The sequence below is a fragment of the Tardiphaga robiniae genome (assembly GCF_013359755.1).
Classification (GTDB): domain Bacteria; phylum Pseudomonadota; class Alphaproteobacteria; order Rhizobiales; family Xanthobacteraceae; genus Tardiphaga; species Tardiphaga robiniae.
This window is the reverse complement of record NZ_JABMCJ010000072.1, coordinates 186,779-208,455: the sequence shown is the minus strand read 5'-3', so window position 1 is coordinate 208,455 and position 21,677 is coordinate 186,779. Positions and strand designations below refer to the sequence as shown.

Sequence of the window (21,677 nt, the reverse complement as noted above, 5' to 3'; positions counted from 1 at the left end):
GAGGCGCCGAGCGATTGCCCGGCGTTCCGCATGCGGTGTTTTTTCGGTTGCTTGCACATCTGCCATGGCGAACGGTCCCATCACCAAAATTAATGTCCCAGGGCGGAGGGACAGGGTAGCCGCAAAGCACTTGGCCGAACGTGTTTCGATTTGGTCGTCCGTCACACTGTCCAGGGATCTTTCCATCCGAAGGTCGGCCGTCTCCTTGCCAGTGGCAGTGCTGGCGCAGATCCGTCCTGCCCGAAGACAGACGTCCCCCATGAACCGCGTGACGCCGCATCTCCGGCGTCCACCGCATCCCACCCCGCGAACGTGACGATCGCGATCGCCCCTCTCGGTGGGGCAGGACGGAGGGGAATATAAACCTGACGGGGATGATGTCAACGTCGGATAGGAAAAAATGTTTAGGTGCTGTCTTGTCGCCCCTCGCTCGTCATTCCGGGGCGCGGGCGCGCCTTCGCGCACGGGAACCCGGAATCTCAGCCTGTTTTGAGCTGAACATTTCGGGATTCCGGGTTCGCACTGCAGCGGCTCCGCCGCTTTCGTGCGCCCCGGAATGACGAGTGTGGATCGAGGTTCGCGCTCTGCCGGCTTCGCCGGCGACGCACGCCCTCAGGCAAACCAACTGGTTTGCCTGGGAATGACGAGCTTGGATCGAGATTCCGGGGCCGGAGAATGACGAGCCATGATGATTCCGGAATGACAGCTTGGGGCCGACAGGCGTTCCGCTAATCCACTCGCGCAATCCGCCCCAGCGGCATCGGCGACACCGGGCTGTTGGCCTTCATGTAAGCGTTCAGCGCATCGACATCGTAGACGCCGACCAGCGGCTCCTTGCCCTCTTTCAATACCGTGAAGCCATCGCCGCCGACGGCGAGAAAGCCGTTCACGGTGACGCGATAGTTGGCCGTGGGATCGATCACCTTGCCCTCCAGCATCATGCGCCCGGGCGGGACGCGCTGACCCGCCGCCGCCGTGTTGTCCCACGCGTAGCTGAAGCCTTTCGAGACCTGCAGGATGCGCGGCCGGCTCGGGGTGTTCCATTGCTGCTCGAGCATCGCCTTGATTTGCGTGCCTGTGAGCGTCAGCGTCACCAGCTGATTGCGGAACGGCTGCGCTGCGAAGACGTCGCCATAGGTCACGCTGCCGTCGACCGATTTGGTGATGTCGGCGCGGATGCCGCCGGGATTGGTAAAGGCGATCACGGCGGCGCCGAGATTGCCGGCCGATGTCGCGGCGAGATGTGCGTCGGCGATGATATCACCCAGCGGGCTTTCGCCGGTCGTCATGTCGGGCATGCGCGACAGCGTTGCGGTGACCGATCCGGCAGGGCGACTGGCAATGGGCGCGGCAACCTTGTCATAGGCGGCGAGCAAGGCGGTCTGCGCGGGATCGGCGGGATAGGTCGCCGTGCGCACGATGACGTTGTCGGCCTTCGCGCTGATGACGTCGTGGGTGGTGCGGTCGAGCTTGAGGTCGATGGTGGTGACCAGCGTGCCGTATTTGTCGCCCGAGGTGACGAGCCGTCCGTCGATCTGGCAGGTATAGGCGCGGTGCGTGTGGCCGCTGACCACGACGTCGACCGCCTTGTCGAACTTCTTCACGATATCGACGATTGGTCCGGAAATACCCGGGCATTCATTGTAGTCGCCGGTGGGGAAGCCGCCTTCATGGATCAGCACCACGATGGCCTCGACGCCCTTTGCCTTCAGTTCGGGCACCAGCGCGTTGACGGTGTCCGCTTCATCCCTGAATTCGAGACCGGCAATGCCGGGCGGCGCCACGAGGCCGGGCGTGCCTTTCAGCGTCAGGCCGATGAAGGCGACGGGAATGCCGTCGAATGTCTTGATCTGATAGGGCGGCAGCAGCGACTTGCCGGTCTTGGTATCGATGGTCGAGGCGGCGAGATAGTTGAACGTCGCGCCGGCAAAGGGATGCGGGCCCTGGCAGCCATCGACGGGATGGCAGCCACCGTTCTGCATGCGCAGCAGCTCCTCGCGCCCTTCGTCGAATTCGTGATTGCCGACCGAGGCGATCTCAAGGCCCATCATCGACAGCGCCTCGATGGTCGGTTCGTCATGAAACAGCGCGGAGAGAAACGGGCTGGCGCCGATCAGGTCGCCGGCAGCCACGAATACGCTGTTCGGCTTGCCGGCGCGGAGCTGCTTGACCAGCGTCGCCATATGCTCGGCGCCGCCGGCGGGCACGGTGATCTTCTTCGTTTTGTCGGCGGGATCGTCGATCACGATGCCGCCGGGGGCAGGGCGCAGATTGCCGTGGAAGTCGTTGATGGCGAGGACGGTGACGTCGACGGGGGTGGGGGGTGTCTGGGCGTGGGCGGCCGATGCTACACACAATAGTGCGCCAGCTAGAACAGTGCACGCAGCGAGCGCTGCATTCTTAACCTCTCCCCGTGTCCATGCGAAGCGCAGCTTCGCTAGGCGGGGAGAGGTCGACCGGCGAAGCGCAGCGAAGCCGGTCGGGTGAGGGGCAGCGCACGATGTCAGCAATTCTGGAAGATCCCTCGGGTCCGATGTCCGCAACTTTCGCTGCGATAAGTGGTCATTCATGCCGCTATCGTTTGACATGACAGCGACACGATAGCTCACAATTGCGTTGACGACAGTGCCACGCCCCTCACCCGACGTTCATGCGCTGCGCGCCTGAACGTCGACCTCTCCCCGTGAAGAACGGGGAGAGGTTAAGAAAGCGCAGAATCATTACCCCTTCTTGCGCGCGAAGAACGCCTTGAACGCCGCGCTCGCTTCCTGCGACTTCATGCGCTCGCCGAACAGATGGCTCTCCTGATCGATGCGCCGCGTGAGATCCTCGGGCGGGAGCTTCAGCAGCCGGCGCGAGATTGCCACGGCTTCCACCGGCAGTGCGCAGATTTCGCGGGCGACCTTGCGCGCTTCGACTTCGGTGTGACCGGGCGGCACGATTTCGTTGATGAAACCGGCGGCCTGGCCATCTTCCGCCGTCATCGTGCGGCCCATCACCAGCGCGGCGAAGGCCCGCTGATGACCCATGGTGCGCGGGAACAGCAGGCTGGAGGCGGCTTCCGGCACCAGGCCGAGATGAATGAACGGCGTTGAGAAGGTTGCGGTGGTCGAGGCCAGCACATAGTCGCAGTGGAACAGCATGGTCGTGCCGATGCCGATGGCAATGCCATCCACCGCGGCGATGATCGGCTTGGTGTTCTGCGCCAGCGAATACAGAAACTTCACGGCGTTCGACGCGCGTGGAGACTCGGCCTTTTCGGCGCTGTCCTTCAGAAAATCCTGCAGGTCGTTGCCCGCGGTGAAGGCGCCAGAGCCGCCGGTGATGATCATGCAGCGGATATCGGGATTGTTCTGCGCGGTGTCGATCGCGTCCGACATGGCGTGATACATGTCCTGCGTCAGCGCGTTCTTCTTTTCCGGCCGGCGCAGCGTGATCACGCGCGTGGCCTCATCGTCGGTCACGATCAGATGTTCGGTCATGTCAATCCCTTGCAGCTCCTTGCAGCGCCCCGCAAAAAGCGCGGCTGGCACGTTTCCTCTGCCGGATATTACATCAATCCGCTGCGGCCGATATGGAGGGCGATGGTTTATGCCAGCAAAACGGCATCGGCCGACATCACGGATTCACTGGAGTCCATCACGGTGCGTTCAAGCGAACCAGCCTGCACCGCAACATTCTCGGCGAAGAACCGCGCCAGTGTGACATAACGCGTCGCGTCGCTGCCGCCGTCGATGTCGCGCGCTGCAAGCGCCTCATTGGCCAGCATGCAGCCGCCGAGGGTGGAGCCGAACAGCCGCAGATAGGGCGTGGCGCCGGACAGAGCGTCGTTTGGCGCCGAGGCCAGCTTCTCCAGCAGCCACTTGCTCGAACGCTCCAGCGAGCCGAGCGCGTCGCGGAGTTTTGCGCCGGTGGTGCCGAAACCGGGATCGTTGGAGGCCTCGACGCGCGACACGATGCCGCCGAGTTCGTCCAGCAGTGCCCAAACAGCCTCGCCGCCTGATGCCGCGAGTTTTCGCGTGACGAGATCGATCGACTGGATGCCGTTGGTGCCTTCGTAGATCGCCGTGATGCGCGCATCGCGATAGTGCTGTGCCGCGCCGGTCTCTTCGATGAAGCCCATACCGCCATGGATCTGCACGCCCAGTGACGTCACTTCATTGCCGATATCCGTGGAGAAGGCCTTGGCGATCGGCGTCAGCAATGCGCCGCGTGCCGCCGCTTCGGTGCGCACCTTGGCGTCGGGCGAACGCGCGGCGACGTCGAGCGCCACGGCGGTGGCGTAGCAGATGGTGCGCGCAGCGGCGGTGAGCGAGCGCATCTGCATCAGCATGCGCTTGACGTCGGGATGCACGATGATCGGATCCATGCCGGCCGTCTTGCTGCCGATACCGCGGCCTTGTTTACGCTCCTGCGCGAAGGCCAGTGCCTGCTGATAGGCGCGGTCGGCAATGCCGACGCCTTCAAGCCCGACGCCGAGCCGGGCCTGGTTCATCATCGTGAACATGCAGAGCATGCCGCGATTTTCCTCGCCGATGAGGTAGCCGACCGCGCCGCCCTTGTCGCCCATGGTCATGGTGCAGGTGGGGGAGGCGTGCATGCCGAGCTTGTGTTCGACGCCGGAGGCATGGATGTCGTTGCGCTCACCGAGCGAGCCGTCGGCATTGACGAGGAATTTCGGAATCAGGAACAGCGAGATGCCCTTGGTACCGGCGGGGGCATCGGGCAATCGCGCAAGCACGAAATGCACGATGTTATCGGTCATGTCGTGATCGCCATAGGTGATGAAGATCTTGGTGCCGGAGATGCGATAGCTGCCGTCGGCCTGGCGCTCGGCGCGCGAGCGCAGGGCGCCGACATCGGAGCCGGCCTGCGGCTCGGTGAGCTGCATGGTGCCGGTCCATTCGCCGGTGACCAGCTTCTCCAGATAGATCTTTTTCAGCTCGTCGCTGCCATGGGCGTCGAGCGCCTCGATGGCGGAGAGTGTCAGCAGCGGGCAAAGGCCGAAGGCGATGTTCGACGCGCTCCAGATTTCGGTGCAGGCGGCATTGATCGCCAGCGGCAGGCCCTGGCCGCCGAAGGCTTCGGGGCCGGAGACGCCGTTCCAGCCGGCGGCAGTCCAGCGCGCATAGGCATCGGGCCAGCCGGGGGCGGTGGTGACTTTATTATCTGCGAGCTTGATGCCGTTCTTGTCGCCTACGGTATTGAGCGGCGCCAGAACGTCACTGGCAAAGCGGCCGGCCTCTTCGAGCACGGCAGCGGTCATATCGGCGTCGAAATCGCCGTAATGGCCGGCTTTTAGGGCCGCCTGCAGGCCGGCGCCGTGATTCAGGGCCAGCAGCATGTCGTTGATCGGTGCTCGGTAGGTCATGGCATCTCGCTCCCAGAAATTCTTTGGGTACACTTTTTCAGCTTTCCGCCGTCTTCCCACGAAACGGGCGGCTCCTCAACACGCCAAAGGGCGCATCCGGGGCTCTCTGTGGCTGGGGCGGCAAGATCCGAGCCTCCGTATGGGGAAACGAAATCCGCCGACTTCTGCTGCAATATCAATGGCTATCTTGAAGCTGACTTGTGCGATACGACGCATCCATGTTGATGCGGATCAAAAGCTGGGCCCGGAACATCAAGACGGACACGCATGCCGTCTATCTCGCCGCGCGCGATCCGCGGGTGCCATGGTTTGCGAAAGTTCTCGCGATCGCTGTCGCCGCCTATGCGCTGTCGCCGATCGATCTCATTCCGGATTTCGTGCCGGTCCTTGGCTATCTCGACGACCTGATCATCGTGCCGCTGGGTATCTGGCTCGTGGTGGCGCTGGTCCCGGGCGAGGTGATGGCGGAGTACCGGATCAAGGCGCTCGAGGCCGCAGAACGCCCGACCAGCAGATCGGGCATGATCGCCATCATCGTATTGTGGCTCGCCAGCGCACTCCTGCTCGGGTGGCTCGGTTATCGCTATTGGACGCGGGTCTGATCGCTCGCGCCCCTCAGAACCTGACCTTCACACCGGCATAGAAGGCGCGCGGCCGCGCGGGGCTGACCGAACGTGCGTCCGTGAACTGGGCGCCGCCATTGGCAAAATTCGGCACCGAGTCGGTCTCGAAGAAAGTCCCGTATGTCGAATAACGTCGGTCGAGGAGGTTGTCGACGCGGGCGAAGACCTGCACGGATTTATCGATCTGATACGACGCGTGGGCATTGAACACGGTATAGGCTTCAAGTTTCGGCGCCTGGTTGGAATCGTCGCCGACGAAATACTGGCTGCTGACGAACAGCGCATCAGCCCCGACCTTGAAAGCGTCGGTCAGTGCATAGTCGAACCCGGCCTTGACGCGGTGACGCGGGATCGCCGGGATCTGGTTGCCGGGCAGTATCTGGACGTTGCCGTCGTCATCCTTGAACGGGCTGTTCGAGCCGATCGCGAGCGGATCAAGGAAGCGCGCATCGACGAAGGCATAGCTCGCATAGAGCTGCAGGGTCGGTGCACGCAGCGTGACCTCCGCCTCGATACCCTGCCGGCGCGTCGAGCCGACATTCTGGAAATAGCCATAGCCTTGCAGCACCGGGCTCGGGATTGCGAGAATGTCATCGGTGTTGGTGGCGCGGAAGGCGCCGAGTTTCCAGCCCAGCGTGCCCGCATTCAGCTCCTTCGTGCCACGCAGGCCAGCTTCTATCGTATGCGAAACCACCTGCTTGAGCGGCGGATCGGAGATCAGGAAGGCACCGACGATGCAGGGATTGGCGGGGTCGGCACAGCCGAGTTCCAGCGGGGTCGGCGCGCGGTTGGCTTCCGAATAGCCGGCATAGGCGGTCAGCTCAGGCGTGATCTTGTAGGTACCGCCGATGATCGGATTGAAACGATTGAAAGTGTGGTCACCGTTGAGCGCGGTGCCGATCTGATCCTCGAGCACGATCTGCGCCGTGTTAAAGCGACCGCCGCCGGTGATCGAAAAGGCATTGGTCACATCGAACGTGTCGAGCGCGTAAATGCCGCCATAGCGATTGGTGGTCCGCAGCGACACCGGACCGATCGCGATCGGATCGCCGGACTGACCCAGGGAAATCCCGCTGCCGGTGACGATGTAATCCGGGCCGATGGTGCCGAGTTCGGCGCTGGCTGTGAAGTGACTGGCGCTGGACGAATAGCTGGCGCCGACGACGAAGCGGTTGTTATGGCCGAACAGCTGATCCGTATTGGTCGCCTGCAGGGAGCCGCCCACGGTGGTCGAACGCGTCGAGGTGCGATCATTCTCGCCAAGAACCGCGCCGGGCGCGAAGGGATTGGCAATTTGAGCGCCGTTGAGGCCGTTGGCCGGCGTGTCGTCATCGCCGAAGCACAAGAGGGTCGGATCTTCACAGGGCTGGGTGCCGGTTGGATTGCCATCCTGGGTCTTGTTCCGGAAGAAGCGAAGATGCGCCGCCGCCTCCACCGTCCAGGTCGGCGTCGCCTCGACCTTTCCAGTGAAATTGAGATAGCCGACGCGGTTGTTCGAGGTCTGAGGCGTCGTATAGGTGGCGCCATAATTCTGCTGCAGCAGCTCGACCGGAACGGTCGCCGATGCCCCAAACTTGTTGTTGGCGACGCCCATATTGAGGTGAAGCTCGCTATTGTCGCTGCGATAGCCGACATCGCCATAAAAGCGTCGGACGTCCGATGTCGCGAAGTTGCGGAAGCCCTTGTCATGCAGGCCTTCAAGCGCGCCATAGACGGCGAAACCCTCGACCTGCTTGCCCCATTGCGCCGAGCCCTGGATGCGGCCGAACGAGCCGCCCATCGTGCTGAGCTCGGCTCCCTGATAGTTGAAGCCGTCCTTCATCTGGATGTTGACCGCGCCGCCCAGCGCGTTGAGGCCGAAGGCGGGATTGTTGGTGACCACGGTGACCGATCGGATTGCCGCGGTCGGGATCAGGTCCCAATTGACGGTGTCGCCGAAGGCCTCGTTGATACGCACGCCATTCTGATAGACCGCGAGCCCCTGCGGCGTACCGGCCACCGGCGACGCCACGAAACCGCGAAATTGCAGATCGGGCTGAAAGGGATTGCCCGCGACTTCGTTGATCAGAATGCCGGGCACTTGCTGCTGCAGCGCATCCGTGACGTTCAGGGAATTGGCGCGTTCGATCGCGCGGGCATCGACATAATTGATACTCGCCGTGACCTTGTCGACGTCGATGCCGGAACGCGACGTCGGCGTGGTCGGATAGACGTAGACCGTACGCGGCCGCTCGGTGACCCGCTGGGTGGTCTGACGCCGCGTGCCGCGTTTGCTGGCGGTGGCGGGGGCGGACACCACCACAGGCGGCAGCACCTGCGGCTCTCCAGGCGGACTTTGCGCAAAAGCCGTTTCGGAAACCGGTAGAAGACCCGTCGACAGCGAAGCCACGACCAGCACTCTTACGCGCATCTGTTTCACCCCATTCCGCGTCGGCGCTCTGATGGCACCGTTCGGTAGCGTGATACTAGCGAGTATGAGAGGCTGCGCTATCTGCAAATGTCGAAATCCGTCTCAGTTATTTTCCCGATAAAGTCGGGACAAATTCCCGATCGCGCGTAACAGGCGGATTTGGCAGCGGCTCCGTCACGGGAATGATAGCCTCGACAGTCACACCGTCCACATCAGATCTGACCGTGAGCGTCCCGCCCAGGGCCCAGACCCGCTCTCTCATGCCGACGAGACCAAAGCCGCCATTGCGATCAGGATCGAGGCCGCGGCCATTGTCACGCACGCGGACCAATACATTGTCATATTCAGGCTTCGCCGCCGCCCCCATCACCGGTTCGATCACCACGCTCACGGCAGAGGCTTGCGCGTGGCGAAACACATTGGTGAGTGCTTCCTGAACGACACGATAGGCGGTCAGCTCGGCGACCTCACCAAGGGGAGCAAGCGTCGGGGATACCAGGCTCTCGATAACGACTTCCGGATGGGATTCGCGCCAGAGACGCAGCAAGACCGTAATGGCACCGGACAAGCCTAGATCCGTCAGCCCGACCGGCCGCAATCGCTCGAGAATGCGGCGATTGAACTGCTGCAAGACATCGACCTGCGCCAGAATGGCAGTGCCGTGCCTCGACAAGGCACCTGTGCCTGACGGATCGTGATCGGCGAGACGCATCACCGCGCCTGCATGGGCGCGCAAGGCGAAGAGATATGGCCCGAACTCATCATGCAGTTCGCGTGCGATATCCCTGCGCTCGATATCCTGCAGCGAGACGGCCCGTTGGGCCAGACGCCGCCGGTCCTCGAGCACATCGCCCAATGTGGCTGCGAGATGATTGAGCCGGATGCAGAGTGCAGCGAGTTCCGGTGCTCCTGCGGGGGCGACACGGGCTTGATAGTTCCCGGCTTCGATATCGACCATGGCCTGCGACAATGCATCGAGCGGCGCCAGCGCCCGCCTGACGACCAAGCTGGTGACGACGAACAACACCATTGCAACGATCAGGCTGAGTGCCAGCTGGGTGACGATGCCGTCCCATATCTCCCGCATCTCGTCATCGGGATGTGAGGTGATCAGCAGTGTCTGCCGCTTCTCGCCAACCATCACCGACACCGACTCCGATATCCGCTCCGGGTGAATCAAGGATACGAACCACGATGGCGGAGAGCCTGCACCGTCGCTCCGATCCTGACCGTCACTCTTCGGGGACGGCATGTTCCCATCGCCTTGCCTGACAATACTGACATGTCGCAATCGATTGAGATCGGCGACAATTTTATCAAGCCGCGCATTCGGATCCTGCGCTTCGCTCAGGCCAGTTCCGATACTTTCGATGACTTCACGTGTCAGCCGGATCACGCTCTGGTCCTCGGCCTGGACGCGCGGGCCAGCTTCCAGCGCGAGCCGCGCGACATTGGCGACCAAGCCCAGAGCGAGCACCAGCGCTACCAGGAGATTGATCCGCGCGCGCAGCGAAAGATTCTGCCACATGACCATGCTTTCACTCGCATCTCGCCTGCATGCCGCGACTATGAACTTGACAGCGAAATTCGACGGCGATCATATCGGATCGAGGCGACCTTCGATTGTCAATCATGTCACTCCAAAGGCGCGCGGCTGATGCAGCGCAGCAATCGAGGAGCAGGTCGAGACTTGCTGACAGAGTTTCTGGCCGTCAGAGTTTACGGGGTTAACCCATGCGCGTTCTGATCGTCGATGATCACCCCATCGTCACATCGGGCTGCCGCGCGGTGTTCGCGGACGATCCGGAGATCGAACTGCTGGAAGCGTCCGATGCCGCCAGTGGTGAGCAGGTTTTCCTGACCGGAGACCCCGATATCTGCATCATCGACATCAATCTGCCGACCGTGTCCGGATATGAACTGGCGCGGCGCATTCTGCTGCGCGACGACACGATGCGCATCATCATGTTCAGCATGAATGATGACCCGATCTTCGCTGCCCGCGCGATCGAGAGCGGCGCCAAGGGCTATGTCTCCAAGACCGGCGATCCACACGACCTCCTGGAGGCCGTCTATGAGGTTGCGCGCGGCGGCGTGTATCTTCCGCCGGCGATGGCGCGAAGCCTTGCTTTTGCCGGGCCTGCGCTGACGCAAAGCCCGCTGTCGAAGCTGAATTCGCGCGAGATGGAGATCCTGCGACTGCTCGGTGCCGGCAAGAGCCTCGCCGAGATTGCATGGATGGTTCACGCCTCCTACAAGACGGTCGCCAATACGTCGTCACTCATGCGGCAAAAGCTCGGCGTCCGCAGCTCGGTCGAACTGGTGCGTTTCGCCATCGAGCGTGGCATCGCCTGACCGGGCGTCCCTGACCAGACATCACTTGTTTCGGCGATGTCGTATCGCTGCCGCACCCAACCTGTAAAGTCATGACCATGCAGACAGTTTCTCTTAATCGATCATATGGCGGCACGCAGGGTGTCTACAAACACGCCAGTCGCGCGACCGGAACTGACATGACATTTTCGGTCTATGTGCCGCCGCATCAGGACGGCGTCAGGCTGCCCGTGGTCTGGTATCTCTCGGGCCTCACCTGCACCCACGCCAATGTCACCGAAAAGGGCGAGTTTCGCGCCGCATGCGCCGAATTGGGGCTGATCTTCATTGCGCCGGACACCAGCCCGCGCGGTGCCGATGTTCCCGGTGACGCCGACAATGCCTATGACTTCGGGCTGGGTGCCGGCTTTTACATCGATGCCACCCAGGAGCCGTATGCGCGCAACTATCGCATGTGGAGTTATGTCACCGAGGAGCTGCCGCAGCTCGTGGCCGATCAATTCCCGGTCGATAGCAGTCGTCAGTCGATTCTCGGCCATTCCATGGGCGGGCATGGCGCGCTGACCATTGCGCTGCGTCATCCTGATCGCTACCGCGCGGCCAGCGCGTTCGCTCCGATCGTGGCGCCGTCGCAAGTGCCGTGGGGAATCAAGGCGCTGGGCGGCTATCTCGGCGACGACAAGTCTGCCTGGCGAAAGCACGATGCGGTTGCCCTGATTGAGGACGGCGCGCGATTCCCCGAATTTCTGGTCGATCAGGGCGACGCCGACAATTTTCTGGCCGAACAATTGCGGCCCGAACTGTTGCAGAGCGCCTGCGACAAGGCAGGCATTCCGCTGACGCTGCGCCACCAGCCCGGCTACGATCACAGCTACTATTTCATCTCGACCTTCATGGCCGACCATCTGCGCTGGCACGCGACGCGGCTCGAAAGGTGAGTTGCGGTTCGCATTACTGCGGCTGCGGGGCACCGTAATTCGGAGCAAGCAGGCGGTTGCGCACCAGATAGCTCGTCGCGCGCGACCAGCTTTCGTCGGTGTTGCCGCGCAGGTCAGCGCTCATTGTGGCGACCAGCCGCCCGGTGTGAACATTCCGCAGGGTGATGTTCATATTGAGGATCAGGTTCGAGACCTTCTGTACGAGCCCCGTAATGACGAGGTCGGCACCGATCTGCTGCGCGAGTTGTACGTCACAGCCGCCGCATGCCTGCAAGTTCCGGCCTTGCGCCGCAACATTGAGGGATGACATGTCCAGCAGCTCGAAACGGCCGGATTGCTTCATCTCCTCGCGAAGCTGGTCGGCAGCATGGAGTAGTCTTGCCTGCTCGTCGCTGCGGCGTCCCTTCACCTCGCCTTCGAGGCTCGTGTCCAGCCATTCGAAATTGAACACCGCCACTTTAGGCGCTGCGGCGTGAGCCGTCGCTGTCATCATCAGTAACAGCACGGGGATCGATAGGGCTCTCATCGCGGACCTCGCATCATTAAAATGCAACGCGTCGGCAGAATCCGAGGTTGCAAGCTACGATAATTGGTTCATGTTTCAAGCACGAGACCCTTCACCGGCGCCAAGCCGGGAAGGAGTAGCCGGAGGGAACATGATACGGTGGTTGATCGGCGCGATCAGTCTCTGCGCCGTGACGTCGTCTGCGTTGGCGGCCGAACCGCTGACGATCAGCATCGGTTATCTCGGTCAGGCCGGTATCAAGGCAACTCTTTCGCTGGTCGAATTACCGTCCGAGAACGATGGCATCGCCGGCGCGCGGCTCGCCATCGAGGACAACAACACCACGGGCAAGTTCCTGAAGCAGCAGTTCGGGCTGGAGGAGATTCGTGTGAAGGAGGGCGACGATGTCGCCGGAGCCGCACGCGATCTCGCTGGCCGCAACACCTTCATCATTGCCGACCTGCCGCCCGATGCATTGCTGCAGGCGGCCGACGCGGTGCGTGACCGCGGCGGCATCCTGTTCAATGTGGGTGCCGCCGACGATCGGCTGCGCGAGGCGGACTGCCGTGCCAATGTGATCCATATTGCGCCGACGCGATCGATGCTGGCGGATGCGCTGGCGCAGTATCTGGTGTGGAAGCAGTGGAAACGCTGGCTACTCGTGGTCGGCTCGCATGACGACGATCGGCTTGAAGCCGACGCCTATCGCCGGGCCGCCGCCCGGTTCGGCGCAAAGATCGTGCAGGAACGCGTCTTCGAGGACACTGGCGGCGCGCGGCGCACCGATAGCGGCGTCACATTGATCCAGCGCCAAATCCCGGTCTTCACGCAACAGGCACCGGCCTATGACGTCATGATCGCCGCCGACGAGAGCGAAGTCTTCGCCTCCTATTTGCCCTATCGCACCTGGGATCCGCGGCCGGTTGCGGGATCGGCGGGTCTGGTGCCGACCAGTTGGCATGCTGCACAGGATCAATGGGGCGCCGTGCAGATCCAGAACCGCTTCACCAAACTGAATGCGCGCCGCATGACAGCGCGCGACATGCAGGCCTGGCTTGCGACCCGCATGATCGGCGAAGCCGCGTCCCGCACGAATTCGGGCGACGGCAAAGCCATTCTGGCGTTTCTGAAGTCGCCCGATTTCTCCATCGCCGGTTTCAAGGGGCAGCGGCTCACGATCCGCGACTGGAACCTGCAGCTACGCCAGCCGATCCTGCTGGTCGACGGGCGCATGGTGATCTCGGTCTCGCCGCAGGACGGCTTCCTGCATCAGGTTTCGGAGCTCGACACGCTCGGTATAGATCGTCCGGAAAGCAAATGCAGGCTGCAATGATGATGAACAGATCGAAGATGCTGTGTCGTGTCTGGCTGTGTGGAGCAGCGACTTGGCTTGCGACGGCAGTACCTGCATCGGCCTTTCTCGCTTATGTGTCGAACGAGAAGAGCAACACCGTTTCGGTGATCGACACCGATAGCTGGACCGTCACCGCGACCATCAAGGTCGGTCAGCGTCCGCGCGGCATCGAACTGACGCGCGATGGCAAATCGGTCCTGGTCGCGGTCGGCGACGACGACACCATCCAGATCATCGACGTCGCCAGCCAGAAGGTGGTCGACTCGCTGCCGTCCGGTCCTGATCCTGAGCTTTTCACCCAGGATGCCGCAGGCAAGGTTCTCTATGTCGCCAACGAGAACGACAACACGGTGACCGTGATCGATCTCGAAAAACGCGTGCGCATGGGCGACGTGCAGGTCGGTGTCGAGCCCGAAGGCATGGCGATCAGCCCTGACGGCAAGATCCTGATCAACACGTCCGAAACCACCAATATGGCGCATTTCATCGACACCGCGACGCGCCAGATCGTGGCGAATGTCCTGGTCGACGCGCGTCCGCGCTTCGCCGAATTCAAGCGCGACGGCTCGGAACTGTGGGTGTCCTCAGAGATCGGCGGCACCGTGTCCGTGATCGATCCCGCCAAGCGGGTCGTGACCGACAAGATCGAGTTCAACATTCCCGGTCTGCGGCGCGAAGCCATTCAGCCGGTCGGCATCGGCATGACCCGGGATGCCAAGATCGCGTTCATCGCGCTCGGCCCCGCCAACCGGATCGCGGTCGTCGATGCGGCGACCCACAAAGTGATCAAGTATCTGCTGGTGGGCCAGCGGGTCTGGCACATGGCGTTTACCCCCGATGAGAAATATCTGCTGGTCACCAATGGCGTCTCCAACGATGTCTCGGTGATCGACGTGGCGGCACAAAAGGTCATCAAGACCATTCAGGTCGGCGAATTGCCCTGGGGCATCGCCATGGCACGGCCATGACCACGATCAACACATCCCGCCCTGACCAGATCGCGCACGACGCGCCGGAGCCGATTGACGCGCCGGCGTTGACACCCGCTCTGTCGGTCGCAGGCATCAGCCATTGCTATGGTCGTCGGCAGGCGCTCTCGGATGTCTCTTTCAATGTCGCACCGGCGAGTTTCACGGCTCTGCTCGGCCTCAATGGCGCGGGCAAGAGTACGCTGATAGCGCTGATCACCCGGCTGTTCGGCATTCAAACTGGACGGATCAGCGTATTCGGCCACGACATCAGCGATGCGCCGAGCGATGCCTTGCGGCTGCTTGGCGTGGTGTTTCAGCCGCGTACGCTCGATCTCGATCTGTCTGTCATGCAGAACCTGCTCTATCATGCCGCGCTGCAGGGCATCGCGCGGCGCGAGGCCCGGCTGCGCGGCGACGAGGTGATTGCACGCATCGGCCTTGCCGACCGGGTGAACAGCCGGGTGCGCGATCTCTCCGGCGGACAGATGCGACGTCTCGAGATTGCCCGCGCACTGCTGCACCGGCCGCGGCTGCTGTTGCTGGACGAAGCGACCGTTGGGCTCGACGTGCAGGCTCGCGCCGATATTCTTGCGCATGTCCGGATGCTGGTCGCGGAACAAGGCATCGGCGTGCTGTGGGCAACACATCTGTTTGACGAGATTACTGCCAGCGACGATCTCGTCGTGCTGCATGGCGGCCATGTGCTTGCACGCGGTTCCGTGACGCAGATCCTGAGCGAAACCGGCGCTGCCAATTTCGACATGGCTTTCCGCAGCATGACCGAGGCGGCCGATCGGCACGGGAGGTCATCGTGAGTACGACATTCGTCGCGCATGAGCGTCGCAAGCTGGGTTTTGGCAATTATGTCACCTGTCTCAACGGCATCCTGTGGCGGGAGGCGCTGCGCTTCCTGCATCAGCGCGAACGTTTCGTCTCGGCGCTGGTGCGTCCGCTGGTCTGGCTGTTCATTTTCGCCGCCGGCTTTCGGCAGGTGCTCGGTATCTCGATCATCCCGCCTTACGAGACCTATATTCTCTATGAGGTCTATATCGCGCCCGGTCTTATCGCGATGATCCAGTTGTTCAACGGCATGCAGTCCTCGTTGTCGATGGTCTATGACCGCGAGATGGGGAATATGCGGACGCTTCTGGTCAGCCCGCTGCCGCGCTGGTTCCTGTTGGTCTGCAAATTGCTGGCCGGGACAGTCGTCTCCCTGCTGCAGGTCTATGCGTTTCTCCTGATCGCGTGGTTCTGGGACATCGCTCCGCCGCTCATTGGCTATCTCACTGTTCTACCGGCACTGATCCTGTCCGGATTGATGCTGGGATCGCTGGGCATGCTGATCTCGTCGCGCATCAAGCAACTGGAGAATTTTGCGGGGGTCATGAACTTCGTGATCTTCCCGATGTTCTTTGCGTCGTCCGCGCTTTATCCTTTGTGGCGCGTGCAAGAGGGCAGCCCGATGCTCTATTATCTCTGCCTGTTCAATCCCTTCACCCATGCGGTCGAACTGATCCGCTTCGCGCTCTATGACAAGGTCAACTGGGTCTCCCTTGCCGTTGTCGCGGGCTGTACCGCCGTCTTCACCATCGCTGCAATCATTGCTTACGATCCCGGCCGCGGCCTTGCCCGCCGGGCACCAGCCGGGGGCGAGACATGAACAGACCGATCGGCGTTATCACAGCACTCGTGTTGATCTGGTCGGGCACTGCGCAGGCCGCCGATCCGCGTTATCCCGACTGGCCGTGCGTTCAGGCCAAGGTGCCGGAAATCTCGCTGGCTGCCGTCTGGGCCGGACCGCCGATCGACGATGTCGCCAGCGCCTGGAAGGACGACGTGGAGGTCGGCGCGCTTGTCGAACGTCTGGCGACACGGCGCGTACCCGTTGAGGAAGCGCAGAAGGCGATCACGGATTTTCTGTCGCGATCGCCGGACAAGGCCAGGTCAGGCAAACTGATCTTTGCCGGGCTGTTCGACAGCCTGAACGCGCAGCGCGCGACAGTGCTGGCCGGTCTCGAACGCGTCACGCGTAAACAGCGCGAAGCGGCCGATCGGGTCCGCGCCGACACGGCCGCGCTGCAGGCACTGCAGAGCGCGTCGCCACCCGATCAGGCGAGGATCGACGAACTCAATAACAAGCTGCTATGGGAAGCCCGCATCTTCGACGACCGGCGCCGCGTCGTCACCTTCGTCTGCGAGGTGCCGACGCTGATCGATCAGCGGCTGTTCGCACTCAGCCGCACCATCCAGCAGGAGATGGAATGATATCGCGTGGCAGGTTGGGGACTCATTGGCGCATAGCCAAATTCGGATTGATGCGGGTTTGACGAACGCCAGATAGTTGGCTGTGAGTTCGTCGTATCAGGTCGCGACGCGCCGATATTGTTCCGGTTTGGACGCTCGAAGCACGTCTAAGCCGGTGCCTTCAACCGGCAAAGAACGGAGGACCGTACTTCCGCGATCACCCCGTAAGCGGACATATCCCGGACATGCCAAAATCGACGTGAATGACCGAACTCGGACATGGCGGCCTGTCCCTACAGCGACCAACGTGCTTTGATGATCACCATCGAAGCGTCGCGACTTCTTACCTTGCCCACACCGGCAATCCATGTCCCGCAATCCAGCAGCTGAAAGCATGTCCAGGTCTCGTGTCCGGCGGCTTTGAGGGGGAGCGAGCTTGAAGCAGATCGGCCTTTTCAAAATGCGCCGATTGGAGGCGTTGAGCAACACCATCTTCGGCGTTGCGATGACGTTGCTCGCCTACGATCTGCCGAAGGCCAGCAGGTTCACAAAAGCGCCGGCCTGGATGGAGCTTGTCGGTGCCTACGCACAACCTGTCATCGCGCTGATGATCAGTTTCATCGTGGCCGGCGTGTTCTGGCTCAGCCATCATCGGCGACTCACTTTCGCGCCGGAAGGCAGCCGCGGCGAAGTCTTCCTCAATCTGATCTTCCTGCTGTCGATTGTCATGCTTCCGGTGACGAATGGACTTTACGGCGCGTATCGGCTCGATAGTGTCGTCGCAGTAAGCTACGGCTTCCATCTGACAGTCATTGCCAGCTTGAACGCGCTGCTATGGGCTCTGGCGCTGCGAGGTCGCCGCAATTCCGAGTTGCTGGCAATCGCGGTCTTTCCGGTCGTTGCACTCGTGCTCGCAACGGTGATGGCCGCCGTCGCTCCATTCGTTGCGCAATTCATGTGGTGCCTGGCCTTTGGCGCGCCTCTGGCGGGCTGGTTGGCGGCCCGGCGCTGGCCGCCGAGAACGAATTAGCCAGCTCGATCTCTGCCAAGGCTTCCTCGTATGCAATGGCTAGCCGCCCCGCGATGGGCGTCTGCCGTCCGCTCCAAGTTTATGGGGTCACGCCCTAGTTTGCCGGCGGCCGCGGTTCAGGCTGCGCATCCGCCAGCGGTAGATCCTCCAGCTCCCAACCGTCGGTGCCTTCCGGATACCAGACGACATTGCTGTAGCCATAGGACAACGCGCGCTTTGCGGCATTCCACGACATCCAGCAATCGGCCTGACAGTAGATCACCAGAAGCGCAGTGGGGTTGCCGGCCGATGCGCGCGCGAGACCATCCCGCAGATAGGCCTCGGTCTCGGTGGCCAGCCTGCCGTAGCCGGTGTCGGGCAGCCACAGGCTGCCCGGAATGTTGTGCCGCGGCTTGTCGCGCCAGACCGTTTCCGGCGGCAGATTGGCCGGCTTCGGCGGACGCGGCATGACATCAATGAAAGCGCCACGTTTGTCGCGCCAGATCGCCTCCGCGTCTTTCGTCGTGATGACGCGTCCGCCTTTCAGCGTCGCCGGCACCGGCGTGCGATAATTGTCGGTGCGATAGTCGTCGGGCTCGGGGACGATATCCTGGGCCCGGGCCGTCGTGACCATCACCAGTGCCATCGCGAGAAGGATGGCGTAACGCATGGTCACGGCGACTTGGCCGCCGCCTCCGGCCCGATCGGACGATTGTTCTCATCGAGAATGGGAACACCGAAATCGAGCAGGACCTTGTTGATGGCCGGCTGGTTTTCCTGAATCAGCCGGTTGAGCTGCCGCTTCCAGTTCTGATCCGCGGAGCGCACGCCCATGCCGATGCGATAGACGAGGCGCGGCCCGGTGGTTTCCTTGACCAGCGGCGTGACATGAAGCGGAGGATTGGCGTTCTTGGCGTAGAAGCCCGCCATAGGCCCCCACAGGATCGCTGCGTCGATATCGCCGGCTGTGAGATCCTTGATCATGGCCAGTGCCGATGAATCGATGCGGGTATCGATCACCAACGGATAGGGCTTCGCATTCACCATCAAGCCGTTGACCGCCATATTGGTGGCCGGCGGCGTCCCCGCCACGATGCCGATATGCTTGCTCTTCAACCTGGCGTCATCCAGTGTCGTGACATCATCGAGACCGGCGCCGGTCTTCGATACCAGGGCATAGGCCGTCCGGTAATAGGGATTGGTACCCTGGACGAGGTCGTCGCCCTGCGGGAAGCCCATGATGACATCGCAACGATGCGCGCCGAGAGTCATGCGAACGAAGCCCGTCGCCTGCGGGAAATAGACGTAATCGAGCTTCTTGTTCAGCTTGGCTGCGAACAGCTCGGCTAGCTTGTTCTCCAAGCCCTCGCCCTTCTCGTTCGAGAACGGCATGTTACGCGGATCGGCGCAAACACGCAGCGACTGTGGATCGACCAGTTCGATCGAGAGATCATCGGTCGCAGCAGTCTGGCCAAGCGCGGTGCATATGCCCTCAAGCAACAGCGCACTCGCAAAGAGCGACGTGAGTAGCGCGCGACGTTTTCCGGATCGTTCCGCTCTGTGGTGCATGCGCTACCTGCCGTTCACATTTGATGGGTGACACGACAAAAACCTAGGCCTCTCGTTTTAAGCGTGCAAGATGCAATGGGGCGCTTCCGATGTTGCGCCGCACTTTCCGGATGATTGCAGAATCGCTGCTTGCCCCGGAGTGATATGGAGATGCAAATGACATCTCGCTTTGCGATGCATGTAGCGCTCATCATGCTGGCAATGCTCGCATCTGCTCGCGCGCAACAACAGACTTTGGCGATCAGTGAAATCGCGCCGGGCGTCTTCATGCATCAGGGGCGCATCGCCTTGATGTCGTCGGACAATGACGGCGCCGTCGCCAATATCGGCGTCGTGATCGGCGATCGGGCGGTTGCCGTGATCGACACCGGGGGCAGCGTGCGGGAAGGGCGACAATTGCTGGCTTCCATTCGCGCACATACAGACAAGCCCATTCGTTACGTCATCAACACCCATGGTCATCCCGATCATATGTTCGGCAACGCCGCCTTCGTCGCTGACGGAACCGAGTTTGTCGGTCATATGAGGCTGCCGCAGGCATTGGCCGCACGCGGGCAGTATTATCTCGACGCATTCAGGCGCAGCATGGGCGACGCCCTGATCGATGACGTCCGTATCGTACCGCCCACCCGGCTCGTCGATGGAGAGCTCGTCCTCGATCTCGGCGGGCGCACACTTATCGTGAAAGCCTGGCCCACCGCCCATAGCGATAGCGACGTCACGGTATTCGACACGGCGACGAAGACGTTGTTCGCTGGAGATCTGGTCTTTCTCCGCCATATTCCGGTGCTCGATGGCAGCATCCAGGCATGGCTCAAGCTGCTGGACGATCTCGCGGCGCTGCCGGCCGAACGCGTCGTTCCCGGCCATGGTCCAGTGAGCGATTGGCCGCAAGCCCTCGCCGCTGAACGCCGGTATCTCGAAACACTCGCGTCCGGTATCCGGAAGGACGTCATCGATGGCAAACCGATCGCGGAAGCTACGAAACACGCGGCAGAAGCCGAGCGCGGCAAATGGGAGCTTTTTGACGACTACAACGTCCGCAACGCAACTGCAGCATACTCACAATTTGAATGGGAATGACCGCCGGTTGGGGTAGTATCAAGCGCGTCGCTTCTTCCCTTGCGAGGGCCGTACCATGCCGGAATTTGCAATCCGCAGCGTCTGTGCCGCCATCCTGCTGAGCGCCGTACTCAGTCCGCATTCTGTGTCCGCGGCCGGTCCGGAGCCTTACGATCCATGGCCGGGGCTGGTGCAGGATATTTTCGACAGCCGACCGATGGAAGACGGCAGCAACCTGATCGCACTCGAGATGCCGACGCGCGCGGAGGATGCTGCCATCGTGCCGGTGACGTTGCGCCTCAAGCCGACATTCGACGCACGCTCGCGGGTGGTGACGATCACGCTGGTGATCGACCAGAACCCGGCGCCTATGGCCGCGAAATTCAAGCTCGGGGCCGACGCCAATGTCTCGGAGATTTCAACGCGTGTCCGTATCAACAATTACACCAACGTCCATGCCGTCGCGGAGACCAGTGACGGCAAACTCCATGTGGTGCAAACCTATGTGAAGGCATCCGGTGGCTGCTCTGCGCCGGCGGCGAAGAATGCCGAAGAGGCCAAGGGCCGGTTGGGCCAGATGCGCTACAGGGAGTTTGCTGGAGCGCAAAACGAGGAAAAAAGCGGTACGCGCGAGGCGCAGGTCATGATCGGCCACCCCAATAATTCCGGCCTGCAGATGGATCAGGTCTCGCAACTCTATATCCCGGCCCTCTATGTCGACCGGCTCCAGCTTTGGCAGGACAACAGCCCGGTCCTGTCGGTGGAGGGCGGCATCTCGATCTCCGAAGACCCGAATATTCGATTCACTTACGTCTCAAATGGCGCAAAGACGTTCCGCGCCGAGGCCAAGGACACTGACGGGCATCAGTTCAGGCATGAGTGGAAGGTCAATGGCTCCGGCATGTAGTGCAGCGCATCATGCAGAGCGGAGCGCTAGAAGCAGCGCACTTCAGCCTCGGCCTGGGCGCGCCTGACGTCATTGATGGCGCTGTTAGCCTGTTCCGAGGTTCGGAACTGGGCGCTCAGATTGCCGCGCACCTGCGACATGCTCAGTGCCGTTTCCGCCGTGATATAGCGGGTATAGGGCACCAGCGACGCCACGACATCGATCGAGCATGAGCATTGTTCGATCGATTGCCGGGTCTCGCCATTCGCTTTCATGCAGCCAAACACATATTCGGCGCGGGCGGAGGTCGGATAGTCATTGACCTCCGCCGCCCTTGCTGACCCCGACAAAACGGTAACGGCCGCAAACGCGACGAGATATCCTGTCATTCGATCGGGTCC

21 protein-coding genes are annotated in these 21,677 nt (G+C 62.0%); 11 read left to right on the top strand and 10 right to left on the bottom strand.

Annotation, left to right across the window (positions count from 1 at the left end; genetic code table 11):
• The 4 genes from HP556_RS30090 to HP556_RS06695 all read right to left on the bottom strand — a co-directional run.
• On the bottom strand, positions 1-186 hold a 186-nt coding region (locus tag HP556_RS30090; RefSeq protein WP_210269100.1), incomplete at its 3' end, for a hypothetical protein.
• A gap of 542 nt (positions 187-728) precedes the next feature.
• Positions 729-2,357: a bifunctional metallophosphatase/5'-nucleotidase gene (locus HP556_RS06705; protein WP_246297448.1), complete on the bottom strand. Its 1,629-nt coding sequence runs from the start codon at positions 2,355-2,357 to the stop codon at positions 729-731.
• Between the two features lie 363 nt (positions 2,358-2,720).
• Positions 2,721-3,482, bottom strand: a complete 762-nt coding sequence (locus tag HP556_RS06700; RefSeq protein ID WP_089265991.1) for a crotonase/enoyl-CoA hydratase family protein — start codon at positions 3,480-3,482, stop codon at positions 2,721-2,723.
• Between the two features lie 107 nt (positions 3,483-3,589).
• Positions 3,590-5,371 (bottom strand): acyl-CoA dehydrogenase family protein, encoded by a 1,782-nt coding sequence (locus tag HP556_RS06695; protein ID WP_175366362.1) that lies wholly within the window; start codon positions 5,369-5,371, stop codon positions 3,590-3,592.
• 218 nt (positions 5,372-5,589) lie between these two features.
• Here HP556_RS06695 and HP556_RS06690 point away from each other — a divergent pair, with 218 nt between their 5' ends.
• Positions 5,590-5,973 (top strand): YkvA family protein, encoded by a 384-nt coding sequence (locus HP556_RS06690; RefSeq protein WP_175366361.1) that lies wholly within the window; start codon positions 5,590-5,592, stop codon positions 5,971-5,973.
• A 13-nt stretch (positions 5,974-5,986) separates the two neighbouring features.
• Here the strand turns inward: HP556_RS06690 and HP556_RS06685 are convergent, their stop codons facing one another.
• Both HP556_RS06685 and HP556_RS06680 read right to left on the bottom strand, forming a co-directional pair.
• A complete protein-coding gene (locus HP556_RS06685; RefSeq protein ID WP_175366360.1) occupies positions 5,987-8,404 on the bottom strand; it encodes a TonB-dependent receptor in 2,418 nt (805 codons plus the stop codon).
• A 106-nt stretch (positions 8,405-8,510) separates the two neighbouring features.
• On the bottom strand, positions 8,511-9,932 hold the full coding sequence (locus HP556_RS06680; protein ID WP_175366359.1) for an ATP-binding protein: 1,422 nt from the start codon (positions 9,930-9,932) through the stop codon (positions 8,511-8,513).
• Between the two features lie 206 nt (positions 9,933-10,138).
• Between HP556_RS06680 and HP556_RS06675 the strand changes: the two genes are divergently transcribed.
• Together HP556_RS06675 and fghA are read left to right on the top strand one after the other, a co-directional pair.
• On the top strand, positions 10,139-10,759 hold the full coding sequence (locus tag HP556_RS06675) for a response regulator transcription factor (RefSeq protein ID WP_068734560.1): 621 nt from the start codon (positions 10,139-10,141) through the stop codon (positions 10,757-10,759).
• Positions 10,760-10,830: 71 nt separating this feature from the next.
• Positions 10,831-11,676, top strand: a complete 846-nt coding sequence (gene fghA / locus HP556_RS06670) for an S-formylglutathione hydrolase (protein ID WP_175366358.1) — start codon at positions 10,831-10,833, stop codon at positions 11,674-11,676.
• 13 nt (positions 11,677-11,689) lie between these two features.
• Here fghA and HP556_RS06665 read toward each other — a convergent pair whose 3' ends face one another.
• Positions 11,690-12,169 (bottom strand): DUF3280 domain-containing protein, encoded by a 480-nt coding sequence (locus HP556_RS06665; RefSeq protein WP_089266262.1) that lies wholly within the window; start codon positions 12,167-12,169, stop codon positions 11,690-11,692.
• A gap of 163 nt (positions 12,170-12,332) precedes the next feature.
• Between HP556_RS06665 and HP556_RS06660 the strand changes: the two genes are divergently transcribed.
• From HP556_RS06660 to HP556_RS06635, 6 genes are all read left to right on the top strand, one after another.
• Complete coding sequence (locus HP556_RS06660) at positions 12,333-13,514, top strand: ABC transporter substrate-binding protein (RefSeq protein ID WP_175366357.1); 1,182 nt, start codon at positions 12,333-12,335, stop codon at positions 13,512-13,514.
• The gene (locus HP556_RS06655) at positions 13,511-14,503 is read left to right on the top strand and encodes a YVTN family beta-propeller repeat protein (protein WP_420878651.1); all 993 of its coding nucleotides are present in this window, start codon (positions 13,511-13,513) and stop codon (positions 14,501-14,503) included. Before HP556_RS06660 ends, HP556_RS06655 begins: the two co-directional genes overlap by 4 nt.
• A complete protein-coding gene (locus HP556_RS06650) occupies positions 14,500-15,321 on the top strand; it encodes an ATP-binding cassette domain-containing protein (RefSeq protein WP_175366356.1) in 822 nt (273 codons plus the stop codon). Before HP556_RS06655 ends, HP556_RS06650 begins: the two co-directional genes overlap by 4 nt.
• A complete protein-coding gene (locus HP556_RS06645) occupies positions 15,318-16,166 on the top strand; it encodes an ABC transporter permease (protein WP_175366355.1) in 849 nt (282 codons plus the stop codon). Before HP556_RS06650 ends, HP556_RS06645 begins: the two co-directional genes overlap by 4 nt.
• Positions 16,163-16,771, top strand: a complete 609-nt coding sequence (locus HP556_RS06640; protein ID WP_175366354.1) for a hypothetical protein — start codon at positions 16,163-16,165, stop codon at positions 16,769-16,771. Before HP556_RS06645 ends, HP556_RS06640 begins: the two co-directional genes overlap by 4 nt.
• 439 nt (positions 16,772-17,210) lie before the next feature.
• Entirely contained in the window at positions 17,211-17,780 is a 570-nt protein-coding gene (locus HP556_RS06635; RefSeq protein ID WP_175366377.1) for a TMEM175 family protein, read from the top strand.
• A gap of 94 nt (positions 17,781-17,874) precedes the next feature.
• Here HP556_RS06635 and HP556_RS06630 read toward each other — a convergent pair whose 3' ends face one another.
• Both HP556_RS06630 and HP556_RS06625 read right to left on the bottom strand, forming a co-directional pair.
• Positions 17,875-18,429: a PQQ-dependent catabolism-associated CXXCW motif protein gene (locus HP556_RS06630; RefSeq protein WP_175366376.1), complete on the bottom strand. Its 555-nt coding sequence runs from the start codon at positions 18,427-18,429 to the stop codon at positions 17,875-17,877.
• A gap of 2 nt (positions 18,430-18,431) precedes the next feature.
• Entirely contained in the window at positions 18,432-19,328 is an 897-nt protein-coding gene (locus HP556_RS06625) for a substrate-binding domain-containing protein (RefSeq protein ID WP_175366353.1), read from the bottom strand.
• 156 nt (positions 19,329-19,484) lie between these two features.
• Between HP556_RS06625 and HP556_RS06620 the strand changes: the two genes are divergently transcribed.
• Both HP556_RS06620 and HP556_RS06615 read left to right on the top strand, forming a co-directional pair.
• Complete coding sequence (locus tag HP556_RS06620) at positions 19,485-20,411, top strand: quinoprotein relay system zinc metallohydrolase 2 (RefSeq protein ID WP_089266264.1); 927 nt, start codon at positions 19,485-19,487, stop codon at positions 20,409-20,411.
• A 55-nt stretch (positions 20,412-20,466) separates the two neighbouring features.
• The gene (locus HP556_RS06615) at positions 20,467-21,297 is read left to right on the top strand and encodes a quinoprotein dehydrogenase-associated SoxYZ-like carrier (RefSeq protein ID WP_089266003.1); all 831 of its coding nucleotides are present in this window, start codon (positions 20,467-20,469) and stop codon (positions 21,295-21,297) included.
• Positions 21,298-21,323: 26 nt separating this feature from the next.
• Here the strand turns inward: HP556_RS06615 and HP556_RS06610 are convergent, their stop codons facing one another.
• Positions 21,324-21,665 carry a hypothetical protein gene (locus tag HP556_RS06610; protein WP_175366352.1) on the bottom strand — a complete coding sequence of 114 codons (342 nt, stop codon included), beginning with the start codon at positions 21,663-21,665 and terminating at the stop codon, positions 21,324-21,326.
• Positions 21,666-21,677: the final 12 nt, after the last annotated feature.

What these genes read in the sequence shown, in the direction of transcription:
- HP556_RS06690 (WP_175366361.1), top strand. Translation starts at nt 5,590, where the DNA reads ATGTTGATGCGGATCAAAAGCTGGGCCCGGAACATCAAGACGGACACG.
- HP556_RS06680 (WP_175366359.1), bottom strand. Translation starts at nt 9,932, where the DNA reads ATGTGGCAGAATCTTTCGCTGCGCGCGCGGATCAATCTCCTGGTAGCG.
- HP556_RS06635 (WP_175366377.1), top strand. Translation starts at nt 17,211, where the DNA reads ATGCGCCGATTGGAGGCGTTGAGCAACACCATCTTCGGCGTTGCGATG.
- HP556_RS06615 (WP_089266003.1), top strand. Translation starts at nt 20,467, where the DNA reads ATGCCGGAATTTGCAATCCGCAGCGTCTGTGCCGCCATCCTGCTGAGC.
- HP556_RS06640 (WP_175366354.1), top strand. Translation starts at nt 16,163, where the DNA reads ATGAACAGACCGATCGGCGTTATCACAGCACTCGTGTTGATCTGGTCG.
- HP556_RS06610 (WP_175366352.1), bottom strand. Translation starts at nt 21,665, where the DNA reads ATGACAGGATATCTCGTCGCGTTTGCGGCCGTTACCGTTTTGTCGGGG.
- HP556_RS06660 (WP_175366357.1), top strand. Translation starts at nt 12,333, where the DNA reads ATGATACGGTGGTTGATCGGCGCGATCAGTCTCTGCGCCGTGACGTCG.
- HP556_RS06625 (WP_175366353.1), bottom strand. Translation starts at nt 19,328, where the DNA reads ATGCACCACAGAGCGGAACGATCCGGAAAACGTCGCGCGCTACTCACG.
- HP556_RS06695 (WP_175366362.1), bottom strand. Translation starts at nt 5,371, where the DNA reads ATGACCTACCGAGCACCGATCAACGACATGCTGCTGGCCCTGAATCAC.
- HP556_RS06675 (WP_068734560.1), top strand. Translation starts at nt 10,139, where the DNA reads ATGCGCGTTCTGATCGTCGATGATCACCCCATCGTCACATCGGGCTGC.
- HP556_RS06665 (WP_089266262.1), bottom strand. Translation starts at nt 12,169, where the DNA reads ATGATGACAGCGACGGCTCACGCCGCAGCGCCTAAAGTGGCGGTGTTC.
- HP556_RS06655 (WP_420878651.1), top strand. Translation starts at nt 13,511, where the DNA reads ATGATGATGAACAGATCGAAGATGCTGTGTCGTGTCTGGCTGTGTGGA.
- HP556_RS06685 (WP_175366360.1), bottom strand. Translation starts at nt 8,404, where the DNA reads ATGCGCGTAAGAGTGCTGGTCGTGGCTTCGCTGTCGACGGGTCTTCTA.
- HP556_RS06650 (WP_175366356.1), top strand. Translation starts at nt 14,500, where the DNA reads ATGACCACGATCAACACATCCCGCCCTGACCAGATCGCGCACGACGCG.
- HP556_RS06630 (WP_175366376.1), bottom strand. Translation starts at nt 18,429, where the DNA reads ATGCGTTACGCCATCCTTCTCGCGATGGCACTGGTGATGGTCACGACG.
- HP556_RS06620 (WP_089266264.1), top strand. Translation starts at nt 19,485, where the DNA reads ATGACATCTCGCTTTGCGATGCATGTAGCGCTCATCATGCTGGCAATG.
- HP556_RS06700 (WP_089265991.1), bottom strand. Translation starts at nt 3,482, where the DNA reads ATGACCGAACATCTGATCGTGACCGACGATGAGGCCACGCGCGTGATC.
- fghA (WP_175366358.1), top strand. Translation starts at nt 10,831, where the DNA reads ATGACCATGCAGACAGTTTCTCTTAATCGATCATATGGCGGCACGCAG.